The organism is Pseudomonas mandelii, assembly GCF_900106065.1.
GTDB lineage: Bacteria > Pseudomonadota > Gammaproteobacteria > Pseudomonadales > Pseudomonadaceae > Aquipseudomonas > Aquipseudomonas mandelii.
In genome coordinates this window covers 3,990,090-4,007,614 of the sequence record NZ_LT629796.1, presented here as the reverse complement: position 1 = coordinate 4,007,614, position 17,525 = coordinate 3,990,090, and the positions used below count along the sequence as shown (strand labels likewise).

General features: G+C 59.0%; 15 protein-coding genes. 5 read left to right on the top strand and 10 right to left on the bottom strand.

The genetic code is table 11. From position 1 onward, the window contains the following. Nucleotides 1-119: 119 nt before the first annotated feature. The 6 genes from flgE to BLU63_RS18490 all read right to left on the bottom strand — a co-directional run bounded on the left by flgE (nt 120) and on the right by BLU63_RS18490 (nt 5,233). A complete protein-coding gene (flgE, locus tag BLU63_RS18515; RefSeq protein WP_083375940.1) occupies nt 120-1,433 on the bottom strand; it encodes a flagellar hook protein FlgE in 1,314 nt (437 codons plus the stop codon). Nucleotides 1,434-1,464: 31 nt separating this feature from the next. Continuing rightward, nucleotides 1,465-2,190 (bottom strand): flagellar hook assembly protein FlgD, encoded by a 726-nt coding sequence (gene flgD / locus BLU63_RS18510; RefSeq protein WP_010457152.1) that lies wholly within the window; start codon nt 2,188-2,190, stop codon nt 1,465-1,467. A gap of 15 nt (nt 2,191-2,205) precedes the next feature. Further along, entirely contained in the window at nt 2,206-2,649 is a 444-nt protein-coding gene (gene flgC / locus BLU63_RS18505) for a flagellar basal body rod protein FlgC (protein WP_010457154.1), read from the bottom strand. Between the two features lie 3 nt (nt 2,650-2,652). Further along, nucleotides 2,653-3,060, bottom strand: a complete 408-nt coding sequence (gene flgB, locus BLU63_RS18500) for a flagellar basal body rod protein FlgB (RefSeq protein WP_010457156.1) — start codon at nt 3,058-3,060, stop codon at nt 2,653-2,655. A gap of 366 nt (nt 3,061-3,426) precedes the next feature. Next, complete coding sequence (gene cheR, locus BLU63_RS18495; protein ID WP_010457158.1) at nt 3,427-4,254, bottom strand: protein-glutamate O-methyltransferase CheR; 828 nt, start codon at nt 4,252-4,254, stop codon at nt 3,427-3,429. A 46-nt stretch (nt 4,255-4,300) separates the two neighbouring features. Next, nucleotides 4,301-5,233 (bottom strand): chemotaxis protein CheV, encoded by a 933-nt coding sequence (locus BLU63_RS18490; protein WP_010457160.1) that lies wholly within the window; start codon nt 5,231-5,233, stop codon nt 4,301-4,303. Between the two features lie 82 nt (nt 5,234-5,315). On the opposite strand from BLU63_RS18490, the gene flgA reads away from it, so the two are divergent. The 4 genes from flgA to BLU63_RS18470 all read left to right on the top strand — a co-directional run bounded on the left by flgA (nt 5,316) and on the right by BLU63_RS18470 (nt 7,924). After that, nucleotides 5,316-6,077, top strand: a complete 762-nt coding sequence (gene flgA / locus BLU63_RS18485; protein WP_077749189.1) for a flagellar basal body P-ring formation chaperone FlgA — start codon at nt 5,316-5,318, stop codon at nt 6,075-6,077. Nucleotides 6,078-6,242: 165 nt separating this feature from the next. Then, nucleotides 6,243-6,569, top strand: a complete 327-nt coding sequence (gene flgM, locus BLU63_RS18480) for a flagellar biosynthesis anti-sigma factor FlgM (RefSeq protein WP_010457164.1) — start codon at nt 6,243-6,245, stop codon at nt 6,567-6,569. 48 nt (nt 6,570-6,617) lie between these two features. Beyond that, nucleotides 6,618-7,085, top strand: a complete 468-nt coding sequence (locus BLU63_RS18475; protein ID WP_010457166.1) for a flagella synthesis protein FlgN — start codon at nt 6,618-6,620, stop codon at nt 7,083-7,085. A gap of 92 nt (nt 7,086-7,177) precedes the next feature. Next, a complete protein-coding gene (locus tag BLU63_RS18470; protein WP_042932643.1) occupies nt 7,178-7,924 on the top strand; it encodes a flagellar brake protein in 747 nt (248 codons plus the stop codon). A gap of 66 nt (nt 7,925-7,990) precedes the next feature. Here BLU63_RS18470 and BLU63_RS18465 read toward each other — a convergent pair whose 3' ends face one another. From BLU63_RS18465 to BLU63_RS18450, 4 genes are all read right to left on the bottom strand, one after another. Further along, complete coding sequence (locus BLU63_RS18465; RefSeq protein WP_083375939.1) at nt 7,991-9,361, bottom strand: MFS transporter; 1,371 nt, start codon at nt 9,359-9,361, stop codon at nt 7,991-7,993. A 70-nt stretch (nt 9,362-9,431) separates the two neighbouring features. Continuing rightward, nucleotides 9,432-10,673: a glutamine synthetase family protein gene (locus BLU63_RS18460; protein WP_174604245.1), complete on the bottom strand. Its 1,242-nt coding sequence runs from the start codon at nt 10,671-10,673 to the stop codon at nt 9,432-9,434. Between the two features lie 201 nt (nt 10,674-10,874). Next, nucleotides 10,875-11,567: a sensor histidine kinase gene (locus tag BLU63_RS18455; RefSeq protein WP_077749187.1), complete on the bottom strand. Its 693-nt coding sequence runs from the start codon at nt 11,565-11,567 to the stop codon at nt 10,875-10,877. After that, nucleotides 11,564-13,168 (bottom strand): tetratricopeptide repeat-containing response regulator, encoded by a 1,605-nt coding sequence (locus BLU63_RS18450; RefSeq protein ID WP_010457175.1) that lies wholly within the window; start codon nt 13,166-13,168, stop codon nt 11,564-11,566. Before BLU63_RS18450 ends, BLU63_RS18455 begins: the two co-directional genes overlap by 4 nt. 204 nt (nt 13,169-13,372) lie before the next feature. On the opposite strand from BLU63_RS18450, the gene BLU63_RS18445 reads away from it, so the two are divergent. Further along, on the top strand, nt 13,373-17,524 hold the full coding sequence (locus BLU63_RS18445) for a CheR family methyltransferase (RefSeq protein ID WP_083375937.1): 4,152 nt from the start codon (nt 13,373-13,375) through the stop codon (nt 17,522-17,524). Nucleotide 17,525 lies beyond the last annotated feature (1 nt).

Genomic DNA, 17,525 nt, shown 5'->3' with positions numbered 1-17,525 from the left:
GAGCGAGCCCGCTCGCGAAGGGGCCATCACTGACAACGCAAAATTCGGCACTCGAGACAAATCCCGCTCATAAAAAAAGCCCCTCTCACGAGGGGCTCTTTATTCAGCGCGAACCAGCATCAGGTCATCTGAATGATGGTCTGCATGATGGTGCTCTGAGTGGAGATGGTCTTGGCGTTCGCCTGGTAGTTGCTCTGCGCCTTGATCAAATCGACCAGTTCGTTGGTCAGGTTGACGTTGGACTCTTCCAGGGAGTTGGACACCACCGCACCCAGCGTACCGGTTTTCGGAGCATCGACACCCGCCTCGCCCGAGGCGAAGGTTTCTTTCCAGCGCGTACCACCGATGGGCTGCAGGCCTTGCTCGTTGGCGAAGCTCGCGACCGCCACCTGGCCGATGGCCTTGGTTTGCTGGTTGCTGAAGTTAGCGGTCATGACACCGGTTTCGTCGATGGTCAGGCTGGAAATCTGGCCAGTGGCGTAGCCGTCCTGAAATTGCTGGGTACGGGCAGTCGGCGAATTGTAAGAGGTAGTCTTGGTCATGTCGAAGGACAGGCCGCCAGTGGCCGCAACCGAACCGTTAGGCCCCCAGACTTTCGGCGTCACGCTGGCATTGGTGACCACGCCCGGCACCCAACCGGTCAACTGGAAGACTTTACCGGTCACAGCAAAGCCAGGACTGCCGGTCATGGTGTTGACGGTACCGTCAGAGTTGAAGGTCACGTTGGCCGTCACTGGCACCGGTGGCTCGGCGGCCGGGTTGGACGGCGAACGACCGTCGACGTAGGTGTACACGGTCCACGCGTTGGTACCGGTTTTCACGTAGTACTGGTCCAGGTTGTGCTGGTTACCCTGGCTGTCATAGATATGCGTGGAGATCGGCTTGTTGTAGCTCAATGGCTCGGCCGGGTTGAACGGTGTAACGGTCGGCAGGGTTTCCGAGGAGTTCAGGTTAATCGTCTGGTCGACGCGAGTGGTGGCCTTGGGCGACAGGCTCGAGGTGTCGATTTTCAGGTCGGTCAGCACGCCATTGATGATCTTGCCGTTGTCATCAACGCCGTAACCTTGCAGGCGGTTGCCGTTGTTGTCGACCACGTAGTTTTCGGCGTCAGTCTTGAACGCACCGGCACGGGTGTAGCTCAGGGAACCGTTGTCGCTGAGGATGAAGAAACCGCTGCCCTGGATGCCCATGTCCAGCACGTTGCCGGTGTTGTTCACGTCGCCCTGGCCGAACTGCTGGGAAACGTTGGCCAGACGCACGCCGTTGCCGACGGTCTTGCTGCCGGTACCCAGGCGAGTGGCCGAGTACACGTCTTCGAATTCTGCACGGGACGATTTGAAACCGGTGGTCGCGACGTTGGCGATGTTGTTGCCGGTCACGTCCAGTTGTTTGTTGGCTGCATAGAGACCGCTAAGGCCGATATTGAAAGACATATTCCACTCCTTTGTGCCGTGTTAGTCGGCTCTATATACCAATGGTCTGTACTTTGGACAGGGCGATACTGCCCAGGCCTGCGAGGTTCAGCATCAACTCACCGCCGGTCTGGCTGATGGTCACGCTGTTGACGGTGGCTGGCAGGTAAGTCACCAGCGCGGTCGCCTTGCTGTCGTAAGTCGCGGTGGCGGCGAATTTGTACGTGCCCGCCTTGGCCACTTCGCCCGCATCGTTCTTGCCGTCCCAGATGAAGCTGGCGTTGCCGGCCTGCTGGCTGCCCATATCGATGGTGCGAATCACTTTGCCATCGGCGTCGGTGATCTTGATCGTCACCGGATCCACCGATGCCGGAACCACGGCCGTGCCGTTGAAGCTCTTGGAGGTATCGACCACCGCTGTGTCGGTCTGCGCGACCACCGAGCGGCCCACCAGCGAAGATGCTTGCAGCGCTTGCGACGAGTTGTAGTTGCCGGCAATGCCGCTGACCGTATCGTTCAGCGTGGTGATGCCTTCCAGGCTACTGAACTGTGCCAACTGAGCCACGAAGTCACCGTTGTCCTGCGGCTCGAGCGGGTTCTGGTTCTTCAGCTGGGTAACCAGCAATTGCAGGAACGCGTCCTTGCCCAACGCCTTCTTGCCGGTGGCGCTGTTGGTGGCCGAGGCCAGGCCGTCGCTGCTGGTGTTATTGGTCTTGACCGAAGAGTTGGCCAAGACGTCCTTGATGCTCACGCCGCTGGTGGTATCGGTAACACTCATCTGAGTCGCCCCTTATCACTGACCGAGGGTCAGGACCTTCTGCATCATGGTTTTGGCGGTGTTCATCATTTCAGCGTTGGTCTGGAACGAGCGACTGGCGGAAATCATGTCGGCCATTTCTTCGACGACATTGACGTTCGGGTAGTAGACGTAGCCCTTGGCATCGGCAGCCGGATGGTTCGGCTCGTAACGCGCGTCAAGGTTGCTCTGGTCTTCGACCACGCCCAGCACTTGCACGCCTTGGCCGGCGGCGTCCTGGTTCTGGAACAGCGAATCGCTGCCGCCGCTCTGGCCGCCCTGGAACATGGTGGCGAACACCGGGTGACGGGCGCGATAGGTCTGGTCGATGCTCGACGAGACGGTTTCGGCGTTGGCGATGTTCGAGGCCACGGTGTTCAAGCGCGTGGTCTGCGCGCTCATGCCGCTACCGGCAATGTTGAAAACACTGGATAGGGACATGACTTACTCTCCGCGCAGGGCTGACATCAGCCCTTTGAATTTGCTGTTGAGCAGGGTGAAGCTGGCCTGGAAGCCGACGGCGTTTTCCGCGTAGTTCGACTGTTCCAGTTGGGCGTCCACAGTGTTCTGGTCGATCGACGGCTGCATCGGCGTGCGATACATCAGCGACTCGTCGCCATTGCCCAGGCCTTCAGCCTCGATATGGCGGTTGTTGGTCATGTTCAAGGCAAACGTACCACCCTTGGTTTTCTCGTTCTGTGCGGCGAGCACTTTGGAGAACTCCAGGTCCCGAGCCTTGTAGTTCGGGGTATCGGCGTTGGCGATGTTGTTGGCCAGGACTTCGGCACGCTGAGCGCGGAAGCCCAGGGCTTGTTCATGGATACCGAGCGCTTTATCGAAGCTGATGCTCATGTCGGGAAACCTTCGGGTGACCTGATTTTTCGTAACAGAGACATAGCAAGTGGCGTGCCAATTCAAAAAACCCCGGAAACCGGGGCTTTGCCGGCAGTGGCAAGACGGCAATGCCAGAAAAGCGGCAACCGATTTCCGCCGCCTGCCGCTTTTCTGCCGCTTATCACCCTCTAAAGAACACCACCCTCCCCTGTGGGAGCGAGCCTGCTCGCGATGGCGTCGTGTCAGCCAACATCCATGTTTCTGTTACACCGCTATCGCGAGCAGGCTCGCTCCCACAGGGGGATCGTGGTGATGTCAGGGAAATCATCGGGCAAAAAAAACGGGAGCCCCTGAGGACTCCCGTTTTTTGATGCGGCCAACGAATCACTTCGCCTGGTAAATGATCCCCGGGCTGCACTGGACCATCTGGTAATGATCCGGCAAACCGTTCAGCGCTTCGGAGGCGCCGAGGAACAGATAACCGCCTGGCTTGAGCGTGCTGTGAATACGCAACAGGATGTCTTTCTTCACCTCGGCGGAGAAGTAGATCAGCACGTTGCGGCAGAACACGATGTCGAACTTGCCCAGGGCCGCGTAGCTGTCCAGCAGGTTGAACGAGCGAAACTCCACGCGACTCTTGATCGGCGCCTTGATCGCCCAGCGCCCCGGCCCTTTGGGGTCGAAGTAACGCTGAAGACGCTCGGGCGACAGACCACGGCCGATGGCCAGGCTGTCGTACTCGCCGGTCTTGCAGTTGGTCAGCATGGTGCCGGACAAGTCGGTCGCGACGATTTGCGCGCCCATCTTCAACTGGCCCATGTTGACGCGCTCGAACTCATCGATCGACATCGACAGCGAATACGGTTCCTGACCCGACGAGCACGCCGCCGACCAGATCCGCAAGCGCTGGCCGGGGGCCGCCTTGATCGCTTCGGGCAACACCTTGTTCTTCAAGACTTCAAACGGATAGGTGTCACGAAACCACAAGGTTTCGTTGGTGGTCATGGCATCCACCACCATCTCGCGCAAACCGCTGCGCGGCTGGGTCTGGATGCGCTGAACCAGCTCACCCAGGGATTTGATGCCTTGCTGCTCCATCAGCTTGTTGAGACGGCTCGAGACCAGGTACTGCTTGTTTTCACCGAGCAAAATGCCACAGGCTTTTTCCAGGAATACCCGGAACTGTTCGAAATCCAAATTACCCGTAGACAAAGATGCCGCCTCTTAAATCGTGTTAACCGCCAGGGGCAGAAGGCCCCTAGCTGATATCTGCTGCTTTGATCCGGTCGACTACCCGGGATGCCAGGTCATCAGGACGGAATTTTGCCAGGAAGTCGTCCGCGCCGACCTTCTTGACCATTGCCTGATTGAATACACCCGACAACGAAGTATGCAGGATGATATGTAGCTTTTGCATGCGCGGGTCGTTGCGGATCTCGGCCGTCAGGGTGTACCCGTCCATTTCCGGCATCTCGATGTCGGAAATCATCATCAGGAACTCTTCTTCCGGCTTCTTGCCCTCATCGACCAGCTTGCGCAAGTAATCCAGCGCTTGCCTGCCGTCGTTCAATGCCACCACTTCAACGCCGACCGTTTGCAGGCAACGGGTCACCTGCTTGCGCGCCACCGACGAGTCATCGACCGTCAATACCCGCAAGGACAGCGCCTTGTGCTGGGTTTCGACATCCACCACGCCGACCGAAATCGCTTCCGGTGTCGGCGCCACTTCCGCCAGCACTTTCTCGACGTCGATGATTTCGACTAACTGATTGTCGACCCGAGTCACAGCCGTCAGGTAATGATCGCGTCCCGTGCCCTTGGGTGGCGGATGAATCTCCTCCCAGTTCATGTTGACGATGCGCTCCACCGATCGCACCAGGAATCCCTGGGTCTTGGTGTTGTACTCCGTGATGATCACGAAGGGATTGCTTTGATCTTTAAGTGCGCCGGAGCCGGTCGCCATCGCCAGATCAAGAATCGGAATGGTCGCCCCCCGGATATTTGCCACACCGCACACGACAGGACTGGACTTGGGCATCAGGGTCAGTTTGGGGCATTGCAGCACTTCCCGAACCTTGAACACGTTGATCCCATACAGCTGCTGGCCGTCGAGACGGAACAACAACAGCTCAAGGCGATTCTGCCCAACCAGTTGCGTGCGCTGGTTTACTGAATCCATTACACCAGCCATGCACTGACTCCTACACCAACGCTTAAGTGTGTTGCGACGCACATTTATTGCTAAACGGCACGGCGCTTGCTTTTTAACTCTTATGAACACAGAACCGACATTTTTCCGACGCCTGACATCAATTACCCGCAAATTGCTTTGCGCAATGTCGGCCGTCTGCCTGTTCAACGCTGGCAGCCCTGCCCTTGCTGACGCGGTTACCTTGCCTGACATGCTTATCGGCGTCACTCAGGGCTTTCTTGAATTCACCGTAGAAGACTATTTGGCTACCAGTCAAACGGAAGGACGCTACGAAATCGAAGTCAACCAGCTCGATCCGCGACTGCGCATGCCCATGTGCGACAAGGAATTGACAGCCACCCTGGAGAGCCCGGCGACCCCGATCGGACGGGTCACGGTCAAGGTCCGCTGCGACAGCACATCCCCCTGGACAGTCTTCGTGCCCGCTCAAGTCCGCCTGTTTCGGGACGTTGTCACCACCACCCGGCCGCTCAAACGCGCCGGGGTCATCGAGCCCGGCGATGTCATGTTGCGCGAGCGAGACATCAGCCTGATCAACCAGGGTTATTTCACCTCCCTGGAACAAGCCGTGGGGCAGAAACTTACCCGACCAACGGTCGCCAATCAGGTCCTGACGCTGGTCCATCTCGAACAGGCGGAAGTCATCAGCAAGGGCGACCAAGTGGTGATTACCGCCCGCAGTGGTACGCTCAGTGTGCGTATGCCGGGCGAAGCCCTGTCCAACGGCGGCCTGCGTGAACAGATTCGTGTGAAAAACCTCAACTCCCAGCGGGTCATCAAGGCGCAAGTCATCGCGCCGGGCCAGGTGGAAGTTGCCATGTAGAACAATCTGCTGGTGAAAGATGGCGCGCCGCCCGGCTGTTCCCTAAACTGTGCCGCAGGCAGGACAAGCGCTGGCGCATGCAAGCTCATTGATAAATGGGCCTAAAGTTTTCGCAGGGAGAGCCGAAAACATGGCAAGCGTCCAAATACCCAGAGGTTTTTTACCATGGTCATCGATTTCAGCCGTTTGAACAGCTCCTCGTCACTTACCGGTAGTACGCGTACCAGCACCGCGAAGGAAACCGCCGAAACCGGCACATCCGCGCCGCTGAATACCCCGGCCGAACAGGCCAGTACCGTCAAAAGCGGGGAATCGGTACACCTCAGCAATGAGGCTCAACAGTTGCAGAAGGTCACTGACAAGCTGCGCGATCAGCCTGCCGTCGACAACGCCCGCGTGGCCGAGTTGAAAGCAGCGATTGCCGATGGCAGCTATAAAGTCGACAGCAACCGTGTAGCCAGCAAACTGCTCAACTTCGAAGCCCAGCGCTAGGCCACGGCCTGCGCCAGGCTTTTGGACGCTTAAACCCCAAGGCCAGCCATGCACGACACTAATTTACTGCAACTGATCACCGACGACTTTGCTCCAGCGCAACGCTTGCTGGAGTTACTGCAAACCGAGTCCCTCGCCTTGCACGGTCGCGACATGCCGCTGCTCGAAGATATTCTGGCGCAGAAGCAGGCAATGATCATTCTGCTTGAACAGCATGGCCGCAAGCGCAGTGAAATCCTCGTCAGCCTCAATCTGCCGGCCGATCGCAGTGGCCTGGAGCAACTTGCCAGCCAGTCGAGCATCGGCGATCAATTGCTGGAACAGAGCGAGAAACTGACCGATCTACTGGCTCAATGCCAGGCAGCCAACGTCAATAATGGCCAGTCGATCCTGGTCCAGCAGGCCGCCACGGCCAATCAGCTGAAAATCCTCACCGGCGGCGAACCGCCAGCGCTTTACGATGCCCGCGGATCAACCTCCAAGCTCGCAAAGCCGCGCCCGCTTAGTCAGGCTTGAGCCTGTTGATGAGCACGCTCTATCAAGACGCCTCACATGCTGGCAGTATGCTAGCAAGTCGCAGTCAAATTTTGCCTGGAGAATGATGAACCGTGTTCAATGCCTTAAACGCGGACGATGCTCCGCAGCCACCCAAGGTGCTATCCACGCCGATGGAAATCGCCGGTAACCTGCGGCAGCTGCAAGAAAGCCATGATCCGCTGATCATCACGTTCCATGAGCGCACCCAACGCTTCCAGAGCTATCTGGTGAACGTTGATCGCGACAGCAATTCGATCGCCCTGGATGAAATGATCCCGCGTGACGGAGAACGTTTTCTGCTGGCCGGAGAACCATTCAAGGTTGAAGGCTTTCATGACGGCGTGCGCATCGCCTGGGAAAGTAACGGTACGCTGACCATCGATGAGTCCGGCGATGCTCGCTGCTATCGTGGCCCACTGCCCGCTGAAGTGATCTATCACCAGCGCCGTAATGCGTTCCGTGCAGCGTTGAAACTGGCGCAACTGGTCAACGTCGAACTGGGCGGTGAGAAACTTAAATCGACCTTGGGCGGCAAGTTGCTGGACATCTCGGCCACCGGCTGCAAACTGCGTTTTGAAGGTGACATCACCGGCAGCCTGCAACTGGGCCAGGTCTATGACCGCTTTGTCGCCGCCCTGCCCTTCGGCAACATGACCGCACCGGTCGAATTGCGTTACCTGCACTTCGAAGAGAGGATCTCCACCACCTTCGCCGGTGTTCGCTTTCATAACATGAGCGGTCTGGTGCAGCGGCAAGTCGAACGGTTCGTCTATCAGCTACAGCGTGAAGCACGCCGTTTCGACAAAGACGACATGTAATACGGTGCTTCAACAAAAAACGGGCAGTCCCTTGCGGTGACTGCCCGTTTTTTTATGCGCAGGTTTTTAGGGCCTGGCTTCAGTGAAGCTTTGCTCACGACCCGCATCCGGGTCTTCTGATGGTGGATCGGTCTCGGGATCCGGCTCTGGTTCAGGCGCAGGTTCCGGGCTGATCGGATTTTGCATCTGATCCTGCACCACCTGCTCATCGACCCGCGGGTCAAGGCACGCCACCAGCGGCGAACTCGACATACTGTCCGGCATAGCCACGTGATGCAGCGGCGCATCTTCGACCTGATGCAGGTTGGTGACCGCTTTCGGGCGAATCCGCCACACCAGCACCAACGCGAAGAAGCTGAAGAAGGCATACAGCATGTGGCTGCCGAACAGCTTCATCAGGACCCCGGCCACCAACGGCCCGATGCTGGCGCCCACGCCGTAAGTCACCAGCAACATCGCTGTCAGGGACACGCGACGATCACCTTCGACGTGGTCATTGGAGAAGGCCACCGCCAGCGGATACAGGCAGAACATCACCAGCGAACAGAAGAACCCGGCGACGAACAGAACCTCCAGCGGCACCTGCTGCATGATCGCCAGCGGCAACGCGGTCAGGGCCAGGACCACCGCAAAACAGCGGATCAACAACGCCCGGTCATAACGGTCAGAGAGCCAGCCCAATGGCCACTGCACCAGCAGCCCGGCAAAAATGCAGCTACCCATAAACAGACCGACCTGCTCGGTGGACAATCCTTGCTGCGAAGCATACAGCGGCGCCAGACCGTAGAAGGAGCCAATGATCAGCCCCGCGCCCAGCACCGTGCTCAATGACTGCGGCACGCGCTTGATGAAGAACCGCGGCTCCATCGGCGCCGGATGCAATGGCGCCGGGTGAATCCGCCGGGTCAGGGCCACCGGCACCAGACACAGCGCGAAGCACAAGGCGACCAGCATCAGCAGCTCCAGGCCCAGGGCCGGGTGCATGACCAGAATCAGTTGGCCCAGCACCAGTCCCAGGTAGGACGCGATCATGTAGCCGCTGAATACCGTGCCACGCTGGGACGCTTCAGCCTGCTCATTGAGCCAGCTTTCGATCACCATGTACTGGCACATCATGCCGAGACCGACGATCACCCGCAGGAATATCCACGCTGGCAGCCAGTCGACCAGACCGTGGCCGAGCACCGCCGCGCCGACAATCCCGGCGCAGGCCGAATAGGCGCGAATATGCCCGACCCGGGCGATCAGTCGGTGACCGATCTTGCCACCCAGCACCAGGCCGAAATAGTTGGCGGCCATCAACGCACCCACCCACAAGCTGTCGACGTTATCCGCCGCCAGACGCAAGCCCAGGTAGGTACTCAGCAAGCCTGAGCCGATCAACATCATCAGCGAGGCAAAATAAAGCGCTCGAAAAGGTTTCCAGATTTGGCGCATCGGCGTTCCGAGCGGCTCCTTGCGGTAAGAAACGGGCTATCCGAAAAGATAGCCCGAAGACGACAGGTCGTCAGGCCTGGGTGGCCAGGACACGGCGCTCCCAGGGGGTAATTTCATCAAAGAAGCTGGTCAACTCCATGGTCTTCGAAGCGACGTAGCCTTCGATGAACTCCTTGCCGAACAGTTCCTTCGCCAATTGGCTACGTTTCAGACGTTCAAGAGCGGCATGCAAGGTACACGGCAACGAAAGATTATCCGGGACTTCGAATTCGCCCTGGATCGCCTCGCTCGGCTCCAGTTCGTTCTCAATGCCATACAAACCGGCGGCAAGACTGGCGGCGATCGCCAGATACGGATTCGCGTCAGCCCCCGGCAAGCGGTTTTCGACCCGACGGGCGGCCGGTGAACTGGCCGGAATGCGCAATCCGGCGGCCCGGTTGTCGTGGGACCAGCAGGCATTGTTCGGCGAAGCATACGGATGGCACAAGCGCTGATAGGAATTCACGTTCGGCGCAAACAACGCGGTGAAATCCGCCATGCCGGCCTGTTGGCCACCAATGAAGTGACGGAAGGTCGCTGTCGGTTGGCCTGCCGCATCGCTGAACACATTTCGTCCGTTGCCGATCTCGACGATGCTCTGGTGAATGTGCATCGAACTGCCCGGCGTGTGCGCCAGCGGTTTGGCCATGCACACCACGCTCAGGCCGTGCTTGAGCGCGACTTCCTTGAGCAGGTGCTTGAACAGGAACGTCTGGTCGGCCAGCAGCAACGGATCGCCGTGCAGCAAGTTGATCTCGAACTGGCTGACGCCCATCTCATGCATGAAGGTGTCGCGCGGCAAACCCAGGGCCGCCATGCATTGGTAGACTTCGCTGAAGAATGGCCGCAGACCGTTATTGGAACTGACACTGAACGCCGAATGACCTTCCTCGCGCCGACCGTCCAGGCCCAGCGGCGGCTGGAACGGTTGCGTCGGGTCGGGATTGGGCGCGAACACGAAGAATTCCAGCTCGGTCGCCACCACCGGCGCCAGGCCCAGCGCCGCGTAACGGGTGATCACCGCCTTGAGTTGGCCACGGGTCGACAGCTTCGAGCTCTCGCCGGTCAGTTCATCGGCGTCGCAAATGGCCAGTGCCCGCGGTTGCGGGCTCCAGGGCAGGCGGTGGATGTGTGCCGGGTCAGGCACCAGCGCCAGGTCGCCATCATCGCTGCCGTAAAAGCGTGCGGGCGGATATCCGCCCATGATGCATTGCAGCAGCACACCCCGCGCCATCTGCAAACGCCTTCCTTCGAGAAACCCCTCGGCGGTCATTACCTTGCCCCGAGGCACGCCGTTCAAATCCGGCGTGACACATTCAATCTCATCAATGCCCGTCAATCGCTGTGCGAGTGAACGCTGGCCATCGGTTGTCATGACGCAATCCTTTGTAATTGTGCGAGCCGCGAACGGCGACCCGTACAAAATAGGCTCCGCCTGTTCGGAATATCAAGCAGCGCCACACAAAAAGAAACGTCAGGGCAAACAGAGGCTGAACACCCCACCACCCAACGGCCCGCCGTTGCTGATCCGGGTGCGTCCTTCCACGCCATTGCGCTGATGCAAGGCGGCGATCCGTCCGGCGAAATACAAGCCCAGGCCTGTGCTGCCGCTGCTGTGGTTGATGCCCTGCACATAATCGGCCTGACGCTCGATCATCTCGACCGGATAACCGTCGCCATCGTCGTTGATGGACAGCACCAGTTCGCCGGCCTCGTCGCCGACACTGATCAGCAATGACTGGCGGGCGTAACGAATGGCGTTGTTGATGCAGTTGGCCAGCACCGAGGCCACCAGCTCGCGATCAAAGAAACCCAAGGGGCTCAACGGGTCGACTTCATAAGTCGCGACAATGCCGCGACTGGCGAACACTTCCTGATGAGCGGCCAGTTGCGCTTCGATGAAATCATCCAGCTCATGGTAGGCCGGCTGCAACGGCATCTGATTGACGCCCAGTTTGTACAGCCCCAGCAACTGCACCAGCATGCCGTTGAGGTGAGCGAACTCGTACTCGATGACGCCCTGCTCCGGGCTGTGCCGTTCGGGATCGGGCAAGCGGGCCAGCCATTGGCTGTGGGCCTGCATCAGCAGGGTCAACGAGTTCTTCATGTCGTGCACGGTGGAGGCAATCACCGTCGAAAAATCCAGTGCAGAGTTGTCTTGGCTCATCCGCTGAACGCCTTGATTTTCAGTTTCTGAAAGCGCGGATACCGCGCGTCGGTGTCGGGCATCATGCCCACCAGTTTCAGGCAGGCCCGGCATTCATCGAGCTCGGCCGACGCTACGCTGGTATCGGTGCCGTGCAGCAGCGATTGCGCCATGTTAAGGGCGATACTGATGTTCTTCGGTTGCAGCGCCAGCGCTTTGCGAAAGATTGCCCGGGCTTCGACCAGATTGCCGGTCTTGTACACCTGCACACCCTGCCGGTTGAGGTCGGAGGCCGCGTTGCTCTGGCTGAGGATCGTCGGGTCGTCGGTCAGTTTGGCGATCCCTTGCATCACCACTGGATCGTCACCGTAGATTTCCGCACAGTTTTTCAACATCGTCGCGCCGGCGCTCGCCTGGCCGAGCATTTGCAGCTGCTTGGCCACCAGCAGCGCGGCTTCGGCGCTCATGAACTGCTCCATGCCATCGAGGCGCATCATCGCCTGCTCGGTGAGCTTCTCGGCGGTTTCGGCGTCGTTGAGCAACAGGCTGGTGGCTTTCATCAGGCGCGCACGAATCTGCAGGCCAGGATCAGACGGGTTTTCCTTGGCCACCAGACTGAGGGTCGTATTGATCTCCAGTCGGGTGCGGGTATCCAGGCCTTTCTCGCTGCCTTTGCTGATCAACGCATGGGCCAGGCCGAGGTTGCTTTCGGCATCCTTGAAGCGTGACTGCGCGCCTTGGGACACGGCCTGGCGATAAGCCTTTGAGGCCGTATCGAAATCTTCGTTGGCCATCGCCAGTTTGCCCAGCAGTGCTTGCCGGCGCACCGCCAGCGGCGACAGGCGAATGGCTTCTTCCAATACTTTCTGCGCGCCCTTGGTATCCCCTTCGGCCACCAGCACATCAGCCATGCCGTCATACAGCGCCGGCATCATCGGAAACACTTTCAGGGCTTTTTCGTAGACGCCCTTAGCCTGGCTGACCTGGCCACGCTTGAACAGCAACTTGCCCAACCCGGCAAACGCCCACGGCAACGGCCGATCGGCAATGATGCTGTCGTAGAGACGTTCCAGCGCTTCGTTTTGATTCAGGTCGCGCAAGGCGTCCGCGCGGTAACGCAGGCACAGCGGCGAATAACGGATGTCCTTCTTGCACAGCTCGATGCAGGCATTGAGCACTTCGAGCGGTTTGCCACGATCGAGCGCTTGCAGGATCGGCTTGAGCAGGTTCTTGCGCTGTTCCAGACGCTCCAGGCGCTGGGCCAGGCCGGAACGGTTGAACGGCTTGGTCAGGTAAGCGTCGGGTTCGTGTTCCAGCGCGCTGAGCACCATGGCCTGGCTGGTTTCGGCAGTGACCATGACGAACACGCTTTCATGGCTGATCAGTTTTTCGATCATCAAGTCTTCGAGGACTTGCTGGCCGTTCTTCTTGCCGTCGCCGAGGTGAAAATCCTGCAGGATGAAATCGTAGGCCTTCTGCGAACACATGCGCAGCGCCTGCTCCCCGGTGTCTGCGGTGTCGACGTCCTTGACCCCCAGTTCACGCAGCATGGACCTGACGGAACTGCGGAAATCCGAGAAATCATCGACGATCAGAAAACTCTTTTGGTGATACGACAGCATCGAAGATTTCCAGGCAATTTGAGAAGAAGACAATGACCGTTCGGGTTATCGGCCAGGAGTGCCGTTCCCTTGAGAACTCCAGCCAATCAAGTGTCTCTAAATATTTGAAGGTGTTATTGAAAAACGGGATTATGCTGCTTTATTGACGCGCTTTTTATAACCGAAGATATCAATAGACCGCAGTCGCCGACTAAGGCAGAAGAAATGACCAGCACCCCCCAGCACTCGGCCCCGGCTCCTGAGCGTAAGGCCCTGAAGCCCAGCACCCTGGATTTTCCAGTGGTAGGCGTTGGAGCGTCGGCGGGCGGGCTGCAAGCCATCAAACTGTTTTTCGAGAACATGCCGCATGACAACGGCATGGCGTTCGTGATCATTCTTCACCTGTCGCCCGATCACCAGAGCATCGCGGACAAGATCATCCAGGAATCGACCCGGATGCCAGTCCTGCAAGTCACCAAAACGGTGCCGATCGAGAAAAATCACGTTTACGTCATCTCGCCGGCTCAGCGGCTGACGATGAATGACGGGGTGCTTGAAGTCAGCAGCAACGACCCGCACGGGTCTCGGCACGCCTCGATTGATCTGTTTTTCCGCGACCTGGCCGAAGTCCACCGCGAGCGCGCTTTCTGCCTGGTGCTGTCAGGCAGTGGCTCCGATGGTGCGGTCGGGCTGTCGCGCATCAAGGAACACGGTGGCATCACCATGGCCCAGGCACCGGAAGATGCCGAGTTTGACGGCATGCCTCGCGCTGCCATCGAAACCGGCAATGTCGATCTGGTGTTGCCGGTGGTGGAAATGCCGCAAAAGCTGCTGGAGCTGTGGCGAAACTCACAGGAAATCAGCCTGCCCACCGCCAACGACCCGGACCTGCAAACGTTCGCCTCCGTGTCCGAGCGTGACGCGGCGCTCGCCGAACAGCTGCTCCATGACATCCTGATCCAGCTGCGCACCGGCACCGGCCATGATTTCAAGCACTACAAGCGCGCGACCGTGTTGCGGCGGATCGAGCGCCGGATGCAGGTCACGGCCCAACCCGACCTGGGTGCCTATTTCCGCTTCCTGCAAAACAATCCCGACGAAACCAAAGCCCTGCTGGGCGATATGTTGATTGGCGTGACCAACTTCTTCCGTGATCGCGAGGCGTTCGAAGCCCTGGAGCGGAACGTGCTGCCGCAACTGGTCAGTGCCGCCGTGTCGGCGCAGCCCGAGAAAGAAGAAATCCGTGTCTGGTCCGCCGGTTGTTCAACGGGCGAAGAAGCCTACAGCCTGGCGATGCTGCTCAACGATCAACTGCAACTGGACGCCAGCAAAGCCTCGCTGCAACTGTTCGCCACCGACATTGACGAGCGCGCCATCAGCATCGGCCGGGCCGGTCTGTACCCGCAAGCGATCGTGACCGATGTGCCGCCGACGCGCCTGCGGCATTACTTCGTCAAGGAAGATGACCACTACCGGATTCGCAAGGAAATTCGCGAAAAGGTCCTGTTTGCCAAACACAGCCTGTTGTCCGATCCGCCCTTTTCGCAGATTGACCTGATCGTTTGCCGCAACCTGCTGATCTACCTGGATCGCGAAGTGCAGCGTGAAATTCTGCAAATGTTTCACTTCGCACTGCGTCCGGGCGGTTTCCTGTTCCTGGGCTCTTCCGAGAGCGCCGATGCTTGCCACGAACTGTTCGCTCCGGTGGACAAGCGCAACCGGATCTTCCGCGCCAAGACCGGCACGACCAATAGCCGACGTACCCCAACCATGCCGCGCGGCGGGTATGTGCGCAGCAATATTTCCCGTGAGACGCCGCAAAACGCGGTGCAGCGCAAACTGTCCTTTGCCGACATCCATCAGCGCGCCCTCGAAAGCGCGGCGCCACCGAGCATGATTGTCGATGCCAACGCCGACATCCTGCACATGAGCGATAGCGCTGGGCGCTTCCTGCGCCATGTGGGCGGCGAGTTGTCGCGTAACTTGCTGACGCTGATTGTTCCCGAGTTGCGTCTGGAGATTCGCACCACGCTGTTTCAGGTCCAGCAGAGTGGCCTGGTGGTCAAATCCCGTGCGGTGCCGATCAGCCGGGACAACCGGCGTTACAAAGTCGACCTGATGGCGCAGCCTTATAAGGACGAAGAGTCGGACGGCGAGTTTGTCCTGGTGATTTTCGAAGAGGCCGAAGTCGATCCCTCGGAACAGGCCGCCTCGACCCTGACGCAAACCGAAAGCCAGGTGCTGTCCAACCTTGAACGCGAACTGCAACGCACCAAGTTGCACTTGCAGGACACCATCGAACAATCGGAAGTCTCCAGCGAGGAGCTGAAGGCCTCCAACGAAGAAATGCAGGCAATCAACGAAGAGCTGCGCTCGGCCACCGAAGAGCTGGAGACCAGCAAGGAAGAACTGCAATCGATCAACGAAGAGTTGCTGACGGTCAACTTCGAGCTGAAAACCAAAGTTGAAGAAACCGACAAGATCAACGACTACCTGACCAACCTGATCGCCTCCACCGACATCGCCACGGTGTTCGTTGACCGCAACATGCGGATCAAATGGTTCACTCCGCGCGCCACGGACATCTTCAGCATGTTGCCGGTGGATACCGGACGCTCCTTGCTCGACATCACCCACCGACTGCACTACGACGACCTGGCCCGTGATGCAGCGCTGGTCTTCGAGTCATTGAACATGATCGAGCGCGAAGTCAGCAGCACCGACAAGCGCTGGTACATCGCCCGCCTGCTGCCCTACCGCTCCAGCGAAGACCATATCGACGGGACGGTGCTGACCTTCATCGACATCACCAAACGCCGCGCCGCCGAAGAAGAACTGCGCCTGGGCGAAGAACGCATGCGTCTGGTGGCTGAAAGCACCCGCGATTACGCGATCATCACGCTGGATGAACAAGGGGTGATCACCAGCTGGAACAAAGGTGCCGAGTTGATCTTCGGTTATAGCAAGAGCGAAGCAGAGGGCGCTTATTACGACTTTATTTTCTCTGAAGAGGACCGCGCCAGCGGCGTGCCCGAGAAAGAACTGCAGACGGTGCGCGACCATGGGCGCAGCGAGGACGAACGCTGGCACTTGCGCAAGGATGGCAGTCGGTTCTTTTGCAGTGGTGAGGCGACGTTGCTCAGCGGTGACAACCTCCGAGGCTACGTGAAGATTGCCCGGGACCTGACCGGCCACAAACGTCAGCACGAAGCGCAAAGCCTGGCGCTGGCCGAGACCCGCAACACCAATTACCTCAAGGACGAGTTCTTCGCAGTCATGTCCCATGAGCTCAAGCACCCGCTGAACCTGATCCAGCTCAACGCTGAGCTGCTGCGTCGCCTGCCGGTGACCAAGTCCGTGGCTCCGGCCGCCAAGGCCGTCAATACGATCTGCGATGCCGTCAATAGCCAGGCCCGGATCATCGATGATCTGCTGGATGTCGCCCGTGTCCGTACCGGCAAACTCAAGCTGCAACCGGTCGCCACGGACCTGGTCAGCGTGCTGCGTGATATCCACAGCGTCGTGCTCAACGAACGGCACGAAACCACGGTCGAGTTGCATGTGCCTTCAGAGCCGTTGATGGTGCATGCCGATCCGACACGCCTGGAACAGATTATCTGGAACCTGGTGAACAACGCGCTGAAATTCACCCCGCCCAATGGCCACGTGCAACTGATCGCCAGCCAGGACGGGAACAGGGTGCGGCTGGACGTCAAAGACAACGGCACCGGCATTGCCGCCGAGAACCTTGAGCACGTGTTCGATCTGTTCGGCCAGGCAGAGAAGCAACATGCCACGCACAACCGTGAAGGGCTGGGGATCGGCTTGTCGCTGGTCCGCCAACTGGCAGAAGCACAACACGGCTCGGTTGAAGTGAGCTCACCCGGGTTGGGTGCAGGGTGCACGTTCAGTGTCTACTTGCCGATGGCCAAGACTGATCATGACGCTCAAACCGCTACGCAGGTCGACGAGGGGGCCGGACGGCTGAGCGGCTTGACCATTCTGCTGGTCGACGACTCTGCCGAAGTGCTGGAAACCTTGAAGATGCTGCTGGAAATGGAGGACGCGCAAGTGATTGCCTTCGACCGTCCGGTGGCCGCGCTGGACGCCGCAAAAGGCACGCACTTCGACCTGATCATTTCGGACCTGGGCATGCCAGTCATGAACGGTCACGAACTGATGAGCGCTTTGCGGCAACTCCCGCTGCTCAGGGATGTGCCGGCCATTGCGCTGACGGGCTACGGTGCCCAAAGCGATATTCAGAAATCCCGGCAATCGGGCTTCGACCAGCACATCGGCAAACCGGTGTCCTACGATGAACTGATCGAGACCATTGAGGAACTGCGACGCTCCTCGAGCCTGTCGATCGGCAAATGAC

What these genes read in the sequence shown, in the direction of transcription:
- flgE (WP_083375940.1), bottom strand. Translation starts at nt 1,433, where the DNA reads ATGTCTTTCAATATCGGCCTTAGCGGTCTCTATGCAGCCAACAAACAA.
- flgD (WP_010457152.1), bottom strand. Translation starts at nt 2,190, where the DNA reads ATGAGTGTTACCGATACCACCAGCGGCGTGAGCATCAAGGACGTCTTG.
- flgC (WP_010457154.1), bottom strand. Translation starts at nt 2,649, where the DNA reads ATGTCCCTATCCAGTGTTTTCAACATTGCCGGTAGCGGCATGAGCGCG.
- flgB (WP_010457156.1), bottom strand. Translation starts at nt 3,060, where the DNA reads ATGAGCATCAGCTTCGATAAAGCGCTCGGTATCCATGAACAAGCCCTG.
- BLU63_RS18490 (WP_010457160.1), bottom strand. Translation starts at nt 5,233, where the DNA reads ATGGCTGGTGTAATGGATTCAGTAAACCAGCGCACGCAACTGGTTGGG.
- flgA (WP_077749189.1), top strand. Translation starts at nt 5,316, where the DNA reads ATGAACACAGAACCGACATTTTTCCGACGCCTGACATCAATTACCCGC.
- flgM (WP_010457164.1), top strand. Translation starts at nt 6,243, where the DNA reads ATGGTCATCGATTTCAGCCGTTTGAACAGCTCCTCGTCACTTACCGGT.
- BLU63_RS18475 (WP_010457166.1), top strand. Translation starts at nt 6,618, where the DNA reads ATGCACGACACTAATTTACTGCAACTGATCACCGACGACTTTGCTCCA.
- BLU63_RS18465 (WP_083375939.1), bottom strand. Translation starts at nt 9,361, where the DNA reads ATGCGCCAAATCTGGAAACCTTTTCGAGCGCTTTATTTTGCCTCGCTG.
- BLU63_RS18460 (WP_174604245.1), bottom strand. Translation starts at nt 10,673, where the DNA reads ATGACCGCCGAGGGGTTTCTCGAAGGAAGGCGTTTGCAGATGGCGCGG.
- BLU63_RS18455 (WP_077749187.1), bottom strand. Translation starts at nt 11,567, where the DNA reads ATGAGCCAAGACAACTCTGCACTGGATTTTTCGACGGTGATTGCCTCC.
- BLU63_RS18450 (WP_010457175.1), bottom strand. Translation starts at nt 13,168, where the DNA reads ATGCTGTCGTATCACCAAAAGAGTTTTCTGATCGTCGATGATTTCTCG.
- BLU63_RS18445 (WP_083375937.1), top strand. Translation starts at nt 13,373, where the DNA reads ATGACCAGCACCCCCCAGCACTCGGCCCCGGCTCCTGAGCGTAAGGCC.